This window comes from Aliikangiella aequoris (assembly GCF_053709105.1).
In genome coordinates this window covers 524,379-535,530 of the sequence record NZ_CM132298.1, presented here as the reverse complement: position 1 = coordinate 535,530, position 11,152 = coordinate 524,379, and the positions used below count along the sequence as shown (strand labels likewise).

The window sequence follows — 11,152 nt, the reverse complement described above, 5'->3', positions numbered from 1 at the left end:
TAGCTCACAATAAGCCAAATAAATGATGATTGTTATTAAATAGTGGGTTTGATATAACTGTTTAAACCGCTCAACAAAACCATTTCAATGAAGAATAAAAATCTTACTTTACCTCTCGATAAATGGACGCTTGCCAGCAAAAATTCACTCACTTTAGGCCTGAGCCGGTGCTTAGTGCTTGGCTTAATGCTGATCAGCCCTTTAGTTAAGACCCACACCAAACAGGAAAAAACTTCTGGCGAGCAAGCTGAATGGCTAATGGCTTATTTGCCCGGCAAACCCTCACTTAGAGCTAGCGCAACCAGCCCACATAAGCTATGGGTTGCAGGAACCATGGGCACCGTATGGACTAGTGCCGATTTAGGCAAAACTTGGCAAGCCAGTAAGGTTGCAACAAATTTTAATGGTGATATTAGAGATTTACAGGTATTTGATGATAGTACCGCAATTGCTATGAGCGCCGGTGAAGGCTCAGACTCTCGACTCTATTTAACTGAAAATGCTGGTAAAACTTGGCGGTTACTATTACAAAACACTCACCCTAAAGGATTTTTTGACGCCATTGACTTTTGGGATCGTCACCACGGATTATTACTAGGCGACCCAACCAACGGCTATTACACCGTGTTAAAAACCAGCGATGGAGGTAAGTCCTGGAGTCGAATAGAACAAGCTAACTTGCCCGCAATAAAAACTGATGAAGCAGCATTTGCCGCAAGTGGCAATACATTAATAACGGTTAACCGAACCCAGGCATGGATCACAACAGGCGGCAAGTCAGCCTCTGCTTGGTTCTCAACTAACCAAGGCGAAAACTGGACTCGAGTTGATGTCCCTATTTACCAACAAACTTCAACTGCAGGTGGTTATGCAGTAGGCCAGAATCAATACCAACATATTTTTGTATTAGGGGGAGATTATTTACAACGCGATGCCAATTACCCTAACTTAGCAAAATTTAACCAGTCTTTTTCTAAACCAAAGTTTGAACTAAGCCATTCAGGAAACTTAGGTTTACGAACGGCGATGCAATGCATTAAAGAAATTTGCTTGCTAACCGGAAAACTTGGCACCGACATTTCATTTAACAACGGCAATAACTGGCGTCCTTTTTCAAACCAAGGTTTTTATACTTTAGCCAAAAGTGATACGGCTTTTTTAGCCGCGGGGCACGACGGCAGAGTTGGCGTGCTACAAATAAAACACCTCATTAAAGCAAAATAATAAATACCATCAAATTACAACAATTAACCTACAACTATTAACAAACAACTATAATCTTTCACAGACATAGCATTAGTTTCCAGTTATTTTTGTTTATCATATTTTAGTTAAATCTATAGGTAGTAAGTAATGAAAGGTTTTATCTTGCAAGCTTTAGCTGCGAGCCTCATGGTTTCTTTGCTTGGCTGTAACGTAAAAAATGACCCAGAGAAAGACACGCTCACACTTGAAATTAATGCGGTTCAAGTTTCTAGCACAGTTAAGCTAGAGGAAGAGTTTTCAAAGCAAGTCATTAACATAAGTGCCACTGGTCGATATGCGTTCAAACTGCCTTCTGGGCAAAAAGTGTATAACCTAAATATCATTGAAAGTGGAGACGAAGCTTGCCAACTATCACCCAGTTTAACTTTAAGTTGCCATCCGGTTGCCTGTACCGCTGACCACAATCCTGTTTGTGCGAAGCAGCCTTTAGCAGGTGTACAATGCGTAACTACCCCCTGCGAAACAGATGCTTATAAAACATTTAGTAATCAATGCTTCGCGGCAACAGCTTATGCAGCTATCAGTTTTAGTGGTAGTTGCCAAGCGTTAGAAGGTGTAACTGCGCTACCTATTTCGCCAGTGATTATAACTGAGCTTGCCTCCGCAAGTATTATCGCAGAGCCGTTTAATATTGTATCGCAAACCATTAACCAAGATACTTTAAACGTTAGTTTTGAATTTAGCGGTGGCTGCGGAAGTCATGAATTTGAGCTTTATCTTAATAATGTTTTAAGCGACACCAGTCCTCCTGAAGTAAGCAACACTTACTCACACGCTAGCAACGATAACTGTATTGAAACGGTAAAATTACAAAAGCAATTCGACCTTCTGCCTTTAAAAGAAATTTACCGCCAGGCAAACCCAGAGGCCAGCGGCGAGCAACAAATAATTCTAGAGGACATTGGCACTTATACTTTTACACTTTAATAAGCAGCTCATTATTAAGCTGGTGTCGCGCTCATCCGCTATAAACAAAACAGCAATTAACTTTTGCATTTAATTGAGCGATGCTGCCGGGTTTCGTCTGTCTACCCGACCTAGCGTTAGCCCGATTTACGCGTTGAGTAAAAGCACCCGTTAAACTTGGGTAGGATTATGGTGTCTCCTCTTCTTTATATTAGGAGTTGTTTAGCCATTTGGCTTATCAAATGTCATTTGAAAAGGTCAACTCACAAAAAAGCCCGGTCAAAACCGGGCTTAGTTATTCAATACAAAAGTTTTTGGTTAAGGGTAGACATAACTTGACTGAATACCCAATGGAATACCTATCCACCAGTAAATAAGCAGGAATATTGTCCAGCCAACCATTAAAGCAATACTGTATGGCAGCATCATAGCAATCACCGTTCCAATACCGGTACCTTTTACATAGCGCTGGCAATATACAACCACTAATGGGAAGTAGGGCATTAATGGGGTAACGATATTTGAAGTGGAATCTCCAACACGATAAGCGGCTTGGGTTAAGTCAGGAGAAATACCTAATTGCATCAACATGGGCACAAAAATAGGCGCCAATAATCCCCACTTAGCCGAGCTGGAACCGACAAATAAGTTGACGATTGCGGTTAAAATAACAATACCAATAATGGTAACAGCACTTGGTAGTTGCATCGCTTTCAGCCCTTCTGCCCCCTCAATGGCCATTAAAGCACCGATATTCGACTTGCCAAACGCATCGATAAATAAAGCGCAGAAAAATGCCATGACAATGTAGTAAGCCATGGAGTTCATTGACTTGCTCATGGCACTAATCATATCTTTGCTTGACTTGAAGGTACCCGATAAAAAGCCGTAAACTGCTCCAGGAACAATAAATAGCAAAAATATAAGCGGTACAATTGACTGCATAATGGGCGCACTAAAGTCAGCTAATTTTCCATTCGCTGAGCGCAGCGGAGAGTCATCGGGATACGCAGCGAAGAACAAACCCACTAGGCCTAAAAACATTACCGCGGTTGCAATAAAAAAGCATTTTTTGTCGCGCGATGTGATTTCTCCGAACACTGGTAACTCTTCTTCATTGGTATCGATTTTAGTATTGGCTAATCGAGGCTCAACAATTTTATCGGTTATGTACCATCCAAGTAGAACAATAAATAAACTAGACGCTGAAGTAAAAAACCAGTTGTTTAAAGGGTTTATTTGTATTCCCGGCTCAATAATTTGAGCGCCAGCTTGAGTAAAGCTTTGTAGTAATGGGTCAATACCTGACGGGATGAAATTTGCACTGAAACCGCCACTTACACCGGCAAACGCCGCAGCAATACCCGCAACAGGGTGACGACCCATAGCATAATAAATAATACCCGCTAATGGGATAACTAATACATATCCCGCATCGGTCGCGGTGTGACTAACAATCGCAATTAAAATGATAGACGGAGTTAATAATGCTTGAGGGGTTACTTTCAGCATCATTTTTAGTCCCGCATTAATGTAACCAGAATGTTCGGCAACTCCAACCCCCAACATCGCAACCAGTACCACCCCTAAAGGAGCAAATGCGGTAAAGGTTTTGACCATATTGGCCAGAAATAAAGCTAAGGCATCGCCGGTTAATAAGTTATTAATGACGATTGCCTTACCGGTTCGCGGGTCGATGGCATCGAATGTCATTTGGGCGAAAATCGCAGACAGAATCCAAATGATTATCATAGAAAATAAAAAGATCATTGCGGGATCGGGTAACTTATTCCCCGCGCGCTCAACCCCATTGAGCATCCGCATTATAAAGTTTGGTTTGGTGAGTTCTGACATAGTCGCCTCCTGGTTGCTCACTCTTGTGATTGTTTCCTGAAAATGGGCTATAACTTGCCATTAAACCACTAAAAGCGCAACCGTTAAGAGAGTCAAACCTTTATAATTTCGTAAGAAGTCACAACAACGAAATCTGTGAGTGGCTGTTTTGAGTGACGCAGGAATCCCAACAAACCGAGCTAAATTTTAATATTTAGTAATATTTTTTAAAGCCGTTTCACAACGCGGCACTTTCCTGCGGGCGACTTTCTGCAAGAGCTAAAAAGTCACCCCAAAAGCCCACCGCTCGGTCCACTAGGACAGCGCGATTTAGTAAGCACTAAAAATAACGATTAACAGTTGCGCCTACATACTTGCCATAATCTATGGCTTTAACCACAACTAAAATTGGATTTAACCGAGGAAATCATGGCAATAAAAAGAAAAAGACTAATCATTTAAAAAGTCTATTTTTGGGGTGGGACTGGTAATTAAGTATTATATAGTGCTCAAAAAAAGGGCGAAGTACCAATGCATTCACATTGATACTTTCACCCTTTAAATGATTGGATTTTACTTAGCCATTTAAAATACTAACAAACCTAAAAAAAGAATTTTAATTAAACCTTAATCAATAGATTATGCTGGCTTAACTAAAAACTTGGCAACTTCAACCGACGTGACTTCAACCAGTTGGTTGGCTTCAATTTTGTCGACTTGAGCTTTAGGATCAATGGTAACTTTCCAAGTAACACCTGAATATTCAGTGCTAGCAGTACTCGCTGGAGTTAGACTTGTTGTTAGCACAAACTGATACCCCACTAAATCGCTACTATTATCTTTTTCAATTGCTTTATCTCCTTGCAACTTTTTAAAAGGTTTCCAAAGCAATCCAGTAATTACGCCAGTACTAACGCCAGTACCTGCCAACCCCGCAACCCAAGTTTCGGGCAACACTTCTAACGTCATTAGCCCACCACAACAAAGCGCCCCGATTCCAGCAAATAGAAAAATTCCGCTGACAAAGCCAGTTGCGACTTCTACTGCCAAAAGTACGAATCCTAACACAAGCCAAAACTCAGCTTGATGGTCAGCAATATAATCGAAAAGCATATTATTTCTCCTTGCTAAGCAACACCCTTGTTAGCATTTAAGGTATTAATAATGGTCATAGCTTCAGCAACAACATTTGCTGCACTTGAGCCACCGTCTGGTAATAAGACCACTGTAGATTCTTTGGCAATAGCCTCTTTGGCTGCGATAGCTTTATCTGCAAGCTCAAGCTGGATCGCTTTTTGACCTTCGCTTGTTGCTGCAACATGACCCACCGTTTGTAATGCTTTTGCTTTAGCGTCGGCTACCGCGATAATCGCTTTCGCCTCACCTTCTGCTTCTAAAATTTGTTCCGCTTTATTAGCTTCAGCAGCTAAAACTTGAGCTTGTTTGGCACCCTCTGCAACGTTAATAGCAGACTGCCTATGCCCTTCCGACTCTAAAATAGTCGCGCGCTTTTCTCGTTCAGCTTTCATTTGCCTTTCCATTGCGTCTAAAATGGTTCTAGGCGGTTCAATATCTTTAATTTCATAGCGTAGTACTTGAATACCCCAAGGTTCAGAAGCGAGGTTTATGGCATTCACAATATTCACATTTAAGCTTTCTCTTTCCTCAAAAGTTTTATCTAAATCAATTTTACCTATTTCACTTCGCATTGTGGTTTGAGCTAGCTGAGAAACAGCATAAACGTAGTCGTCGACGCCATAAGAAGCTTTGTAGGGATCAAGTAATTTTATGTACAAGACGCCATCGACAATTAACGAGATATTATCTTTAGTAATTGCAGACTGACTCGGTACGTCAAATGCATGCTCTTTTAGAGACTGTTCATACGCCACCTTATCAATAAAAGGGACTAATATGTTAAGTCCAGCGACCATGGTTTTGTGATATTTACCAAATCTTTCTACAACAAAAGCTCTATTTTGCGGCACAAACTTAACCGAAGACTTGACCACAATAATGACTAGCAATGCTAAGCCTGTCCAAAAATTTAGTATTATTCCTAATAGCTCGTTCATGTGTTTTCCTTAGTTATTGGCAGGTTGAAGCCCTTGCAATGAAAAATTGAGGAGGCTTTAATGCCGATTTGTTTTGTTAAACATTCACTTATTTGTACCTAAGCACCACCCATAGTGCAAGCAGATTTATGCAAAGCACCCAAGTTAAGCGCCAAGATAAGCACCACACTTTCAAATCCTAGCGAGATAAACGCCTTAAAGTGTGAGATATTCCCAAAAAAAGAGATACCGGATAAAGTACTTGGAGAAGCATATAAGCTCACCAGAACGCTATAACCGATTCGTATTAAGTCACAAACTACTACAGATAATTTTATGATAAACTCATCAAACTGATAGAAAATACTGATTAACTATGAAGCTAGACTTAGATTCCATTCGCGTCCTTAATACGATTGTTGAGCAAGGCAGCTTTGCTGCAGCAGCTAAAACACTACATAGAGCACAATCTGCCATTAGCTACCAAATAAAGAAGCTAGAAGATGCGCTCGAACTAGAAATATTCGACCGGAGTGAATACCGCGCCGTTTTAACACCGACCGGCAAAGTTATCTTAGAGGAAGGTATAAGGTTACTGGGGCAAGCCCAACATATAGAGAGGCTGGCCCAACAGTTGAACCAAGAGTGGGAACCGAGTTTCGAGGTGGTCATTGACGGTATTTTAAAAATTGACCCAATTATGGCAGCAATGCATAAACTACTCGAAGAGGATATACCCACCAAAATTTCGTTAACAATGGAATATTTAGGTGGAGTACAGCATCGTTTTGAAAAAAACAACGCGGATCTTATGTTAGTAAAAGAGTATCAAAAATCTACCCAGCTATTGTCTAAACCGTTACCTTCTGTCGAGTGCTTGCTTTGCGTTGCTAGCCACCACCCTTTGGCCAATCAATCGCAAGTGAGCTTAGCTGTACTACAACAACAAGTTGAGCTCAGTGTGCATGATTCCAGCGAACAACAACTATATGATGTTGAGCATATGCACTTTGGTGGAGAACGAATATTTTTTTTAAGCGACTTTAAAAGCAAACATCAAGCATTGTTGCAAGGAATCGGCTTTGGGTGGATGCCAAACTATCTTGTTGAAAACGATATAAAAGCGAAAAAATTATGTGAAGTACGTTATGAGCATGGCTCGCGTTTTTCTTTTGTGCCACATTTAGTATGGCGCGCAGAAAAAAAGCTTGGTAAAACAGCGCAAAGATTTATTGAACTGCTCGATGAGTTTACCGCAAAGCAATAACAATAACCAAAGCGCCTTTAACTAAAAAATAATGACAACGCCAACAAACTTTATTTTGGCCACTTTAATCACATTCTAAAAAGTAGTCTCTCATCCAATTGAATAATACTTTAGAGGTTACTTCGTCTATTCTTATTTCTAAAAACTCGTCATCCGGCTCTGTGGTTTTAAAGCTAAATTGATAGCGAACCACTTGTGGCATTTGATCATGTAAAATAATGATAATTCTTTTGCCACTGCGCAAACAGTCTATAGTCATGGCATCTGCGGGGATCCCTAAGTCACGCATTTTTCGACTAACGCCAACAATTGGATCAATGTTTTGATATTGCGCTTGAATTTGTTGGTGAGCTTCACTTATTTGATCTGATAATTGCGCTAAATTTTTATCTGACACTAAATTTCCCTAAAGATTAATTGCTTTAAATTCAATCCACATTTTACCTTAGATAGATAGAAATTTCTTCTATCCAGTGCTAAGGTGACAGCTATCCAATTTTGGCGTATACAGCAGAACTTAGCGCATTTATACTAAAATAAATATGAGGTTAACATGGCTCTAAATCCTTTAACACGGTTTAAACTAACCCATTCCCTAAAAGTAGCTCGCTGTTTAGTTGCTGTAATAGCGCTAGTGCTTTGCTCAACAAATGCAATGGCATCGCTCGAACAAGCAGATAAAGCTTACCAAGCAAAACAGTATGAAGAAGCCTTAGAGCTATACTTGCCGCTAGCAGAACAAGGTAACAGTCATGCCCAAGCTCGACTTGCCAGTATGTATTTTTGGGGGCATGGCGTTAGAAAACAGCCTTCTAAAACTTATGCGTGGTCACTTAAAGCAGCCAAACAAAGCAACCCAAAAGGTCAGCATATGCAGGCTTACCTTTATGAAAATGGCGTTTTCGTTACACAAAATAAGCGCAAGGCAATTCAGTGGTATAAACTAGCAGCTGAGCAAGAGTATGCCCCTGCAATGGCATTTATGGCCTCGCATTACATTTTCGCAGAAGTACTTCCTAAGAACATCGCTAAAGGGTTACAACTTGCTAAAAAGGCAGCCAAAAAAGACGAGCCAATGGCACAATATTTGATGGGATATTTATATGAAACGGAATATAAAGATGTGCGAGCCGCGCTAAAATGGTACCAGCTTGCAGCAGAAAATCACTATGCAATGGCGGCCAACCAAATTGGCCTTATTTATTATCAAGGAACGGGGCTTGCAGGCCAAGATTTAAACTCCGCCTATCGTTGGTTTATTATTGCTGAAGAGTTAGGCTCGCCGGAAGGATTTAAGAATAAGCCGATTATTCAGGCGAAGATAAAACCGGCACTACGCAAAAGCATAGAAGAAGAAGCTCAACGCTGGCTAAACAACCACCCATATGAGGAATCATAAAACTTTCCTAGCCAATCCTATTTTTGTCCTAGTTAAATAGGATTGGGCTCACCCTTATGATTACTCAAAGCCAATAAAATTGAACTATACTTGGTAGGTTTAATAATAAATAGCTACTGAGTAACTTATGCAACCACTAAAAATCGCGGTAATCGACGATGCAACGATGATCCGCGATCTAATCAAAAAATTTATTCGGCAAAATTTTCCCAGTGCAAAAGTGTTCGATGCCAATAATGGACTTACTGGTAAAAACTTGCTCACTAGGCAACCTGTTGATTTAATTCTCTGTGACTGGGAAATGCCCGAAATTAATGGAGAAGAACTTTTAAAATGGGTTAGAGAGCAAGCGACTCTTAAAGATACCCCTTTTATTATGGTAACTAGCCGAGGAGATAAAGAGTTTGTTATTCAAGCAATTCAGTCAGGCGTTAGTGACTATCTTGTTAAACCATTTAACAACAAACAATTTCTCGAAAAAATCTATAAAGCTTTAAAGAAGCATGGCAAAGAATTACCCACCAGTGAACTAGTTAATAAACCGCCTACTGGCAGAGGCGGCGACTCTTTGGCTGTACTTACACAGCACTCCGCCCCTGCGCCGCTAAAAAAACCGAAAGAAATGCCTAAGGGGTTGGCGCTACTACGTACTGCAAATGGCGAGCTACATTGCGTACTTAAGCAACTAGATCTTAATGCAATGCTAGGTCTTTTTAAACACAATGACTATATGCCTGCGCTACTCGATCAAGTTTCTTTAGATATTGAGTTTAAGCGTGGTGAAGAAAAGCAAGTCATGCGTATCAATGGTTTTATTCAAATGCTAAAAACCAACGACTTAAAACCCGACTGTAATAAAGTGCATGTCAAAGTGGTGTTTATGGATGAAGATCCAGAAAAACAACGCTTAATTTCAGAATACGTTGGGCAATTTAACTAACCGATCAATAAACAATTGTATAAACTTGCTTAGTTTTCAGTATAGCGCTACCCTATTATTGATTTCGTAATAGCAACTTAGAGCTTAACTAAATTAAAAGGGCGATTAAAATGAAACGATTAATAAGTTTAATTTTTGCAGGACTGTTTAGCTTTTTCTTAGTTAACAGTGCGTCAGCAGGTGTGGTTACCTCTGAAGAAGTGCTACTTCAAGAGCAACGCGACTTTACCCAACAACAAATTATTGCAATGATTGATTCAGAAGAGGTTCAACAGCAATTAATTAGCTATGGAGTGTCACCAGAGCAAGCTAAAGCAAGGGTTGCTAGCCTCACTCAACAAGAGTTAGTACAACTCAATCAAGAAATAAACCAAATGCCTGCAGGTGCTGGAATTGTGGGAACGGCTGTGACGGTATTAATAGTTTTAGCAATTCTAGATATTTTGGGTGTCACCGATGTCTTTTCCTTTATAAATCCAATCTAGCGACAACATATGCTGTTTCACCGATTTAGAGCAGGCATTAGTGCCTGCTTTTTGTTGCTTTGTTCTGGCTGTATTTCTACTGCTTGGCAAACTCAACAAATACGCAACAACCCGCCACCAATAAAACCACAGCACTTAATAAAAGATGTACCTTTTTTCCCGCAGCAACAATATTATTGTGGCCCCACTACGCTTGCAGAAGTGGCAAATTATTATCAAAAAGATACAACCCCAGACAGCATAGCTCCAGCACTTTTTATTCCAGAATTTAAAGGAACTTTGCAAATTGAATTACAAGCTGCTGCACGCCAGCAAGGTTTATTAGCTTACGCTGACAATAGCAGTATTGCTCAACTACTCACGCTATTAAGCGAAGATATTCCGGTAATCGTTTTACAAAATTTAGGTACCGACTGGCTGCCCCAATGGCATTATGCTGTAGCAATTGGCTATAATTTAAATGAACTGAGCATCACCTTACACTCAGGACAAGATGCATTTCGTTGGACCCAGCTAGATAATTTTGAACGCACTTGGAAGCGATCGAATTATTGGTTATTGGTTGCATTACCTGCGACTAAAATATCAACTACTATGCAGCCCATTCGCTACCTAAATGCGGCACAGGATTTAGTTAGCGTGCAACAAACCCAACACGGTTTAAACGCAATGCACACGGCCCAGCAAAAGTGGCCAAATTATTGGCTCAGTTATTTTTTACTTGGAAACTACTACCTTAAAGATAACGAAAAACAGGCATTGGCTTGGTATTTAAAAGGCGAGCATTTAGCACTCAATAACATTTCATATTTGAATAATTTAGCGTTCGCGTTTGGTATGAACGGATGTCAATCGCTTGCTCTTGCCACAATAGAAAAAGCGATAAAAATTAACCCTAATGATAGCAATTTACGCGACTCTAAAAAGCAAATTTTAGCTATGCAAGAAACTGAACAATGCAGTGAAACTATGCTTAAAACACCGTTAAACTAGGTGTTTTTA

11 protein-coding genes are annotated in these 11,152 nt (G+C 40.2%); 7 read left to right on the top strand and 4 right to left on the bottom strand.

Annotated elements, in window-relative coordinates:
* Positions 1 to 87 precede the first annotated feature (87 nt).
* On the top strand, positions 88 to 1,224 hold the full coding sequence (locus ACUR5C_RS02430) for a WD40/YVTN/BNR-like repeat-containing protein (protein WP_454466761.1): 1,137 nt from the start codon (positions 88 to 90) through the stop codon (positions 1,222 to 1,224).
* A gap of 129 nt (positions 1,225 to 1,353) precedes the next feature.
* Positions 1,354 to 2,193 carry a hypothetical protein gene (locus ACUR5C_RS02425; RefSeq protein ID WP_454466760.1) on the top strand — a complete coding sequence of 280 codons (840 nt, stop codon included), beginning with the start codon at positions 1,354 to 1,356 and terminating at the stop codon, positions 2,191 to 2,193.
* 297 nt (positions 2,194 to 2,490) lie between these two features.
* Here ACUR5C_RS02425 and ACUR5C_RS02420 read toward each other — a convergent pair whose 3' ends face one another.
* From ACUR5C_RS02420 to ACUR5C_RS02410, 3 genes are all read right to left on the bottom strand, one after another.
* Entirely contained in the window at positions 2,491 to 4,026 is a 1,536-nt protein-coding gene (locus ACUR5C_RS02420; protein WP_454466759.1) for an AbgT family transporter, read from the bottom strand.
* A 618-nt stretch (positions 4,027 to 4,644) separates the two neighbouring features.
* Complete coding sequence (locus ACUR5C_RS02415) at positions 4,645 to 5,118, bottom strand: NfeD family protein (RefSeq protein WP_454466758.1); 474 nt, start codon at positions 5,116 to 5,118, stop codon at positions 4,645 to 4,647.
* Between the two features lie 14 nt (positions 5,119 to 5,132).
* Positions 5,133 to 6,080, bottom strand: a complete 948-nt coding sequence (locus ACUR5C_RS02410) for an SPFH domain-containing protein (protein ID WP_454466757.1) — start codon at positions 6,078 to 6,080, stop codon at positions 5,133 to 5,135.
* Between the two features lie 355 nt (positions 6,081 to 6,435).
* Here ACUR5C_RS02410 and ACUR5C_RS02405 point away from each other — a divergent pair, with 355 nt between their 5' ends.
* Positions 6,436 to 7,326, top strand: a complete 891-nt coding sequence (locus tag ACUR5C_RS02405) for a LysR family transcriptional regulator (protein WP_454466756.1) — start codon at positions 6,436 to 6,438, stop codon at positions 7,324 to 7,326.
* Between the two features lie 64 nt (positions 7,327 to 7,390).
* Here ACUR5C_RS02405 and ACUR5C_RS02400 read toward each other — a convergent pair whose 3' ends face one another.
* Positions 7,391 to 7,723, bottom strand: a complete 333-nt coding sequence (locus ACUR5C_RS02400) for a hypothetical protein (RefSeq protein ID WP_454466755.1) — start codon at positions 7,721 to 7,723, stop codon at positions 7,391 to 7,393.
* 156 nt (positions 7,724 to 7,879) lie between these two features.
* Between ACUR5C_RS02400 and ACUR5C_RS02395 the strand changes: the two genes are divergently transcribed.
* The 4 genes from ACUR5C_RS02395 to ACUR5C_RS02380 all read left to right on the top strand — a co-directional run bounded on the left by ACUR5C_RS02395 (position 7,880) and on the right by ACUR5C_RS02380 (position 11,143).
* Positions 7,880 to 8,725 (top strand): tetratricopeptide repeat protein, encoded by an 846-nt coding sequence (locus tag ACUR5C_RS02395; RefSeq protein ID WP_454466754.1) that lies wholly within the window; start codon positions 7,880 to 7,882, stop codon positions 8,723 to 8,725.
* Positions 8,726 to 8,852: 127 nt separating this feature from the next.
* The gene (locus ACUR5C_RS02390; RefSeq protein WP_454466753.1) at positions 8,853 to 9,665 is read left to right on the top strand and encodes a response regulator; all 813 of its coding nucleotides are present in this window, start codon (positions 8,853 to 8,855) and stop codon (positions 9,663 to 9,665) included.
* 110 nt (positions 9,666 to 9,775) lie between these two features.
* Positions 9,776 to 10,150, top strand: coding sequence for a PA2779 family protein (locus tag ACUR5C_RS02385; RefSeq protein WP_454466752.1), 375 nt, complete (start codon positions 9,776 to 9,778; stop codon positions 10,148 to 10,150).
* A 9-nt stretch (positions 10,151 to 10,159) separates the two neighbouring features.
* Positions 10,160 to 11,143: a PA2778 family cysteine peptidase gene (locus ACUR5C_RS02380; protein WP_454466751.1), complete on the top strand. Its 984-nt coding sequence runs from the start codon at positions 10,160 to 10,162 to the stop codon at positions 11,141 to 11,143.
* Positions 11,144 to 11,152: the final 9 nt, after the last annotated feature.

Excerpts from the sequence above, each read along its gene's own strand:
- ACUR5C_RS02430 (WP_454466761.1), top strand. The coding sequence starts at position 88 with ATGAAGAATAAAAATCTTACTTTACCTCTCGATAAATGGACGCTTGCC.
- ACUR5C_RS02425 (WP_454466760.1), top strand. The coding sequence starts at position 1,354 with ATGAAAGGTTTTATCTTGCAAGCTTTAGCTGCGAGCCTCATGGTTTCT.
- ACUR5C_RS02420 (WP_454466759.1), bottom strand. The coding sequence starts at position 4,026 with ATGTCAGAACTCACCAAACCAAACTTTATAATGCGGATGCTCAATGGG.
- ACUR5C_RS02415 (WP_454466758.1), bottom strand. The coding sequence starts at position 5,118 with ATGCTTTTCGATTATATTGCTGACCATCAAGCTGAGTTTTGGCTTGTG.
- ACUR5C_RS02410 (WP_454466757.1), bottom strand. The coding sequence starts at position 6,080 with ATGAACGAGCTATTAGGAATAATACTAAATTTTTGGACAGGCTTAGCA.
- ACUR5C_RS02405 (WP_454466756.1), top strand. The coding sequence starts at position 6,436 with ATGAAGCTAGACTTAGATTCCATTCGCGTCCTTAATACGATTGTTGAG.
- ACUR5C_RS02395 (WP_454466754.1), top strand. The coding sequence starts at position 7,880 with ATGGCTCTAAATCCTTTAACACGGTTTAAACTAACCCATTCCCTAAAA.
- ACUR5C_RS02390 (WP_454466753.1), top strand. The coding sequence starts at position 8,853 with ATGCAACCACTAAAAATCGCGGTAATCGACGATGCAACGATGATCCGC.
- ACUR5C_RS02385 (WP_454466752.1), top strand. The coding sequence starts at position 9,776 with ATGAAACGATTAATAAGTTTAATTTTTGCAGGACTGTTTAGCTTTTTC.
- ACUR5C_RS02380 (WP_454466751.1), top strand. The coding sequence starts at position 10,160 with ATGCTGTTTCACCGATTTAGAGCAGGCATTAGTGCCTGCTTTTTGTTG.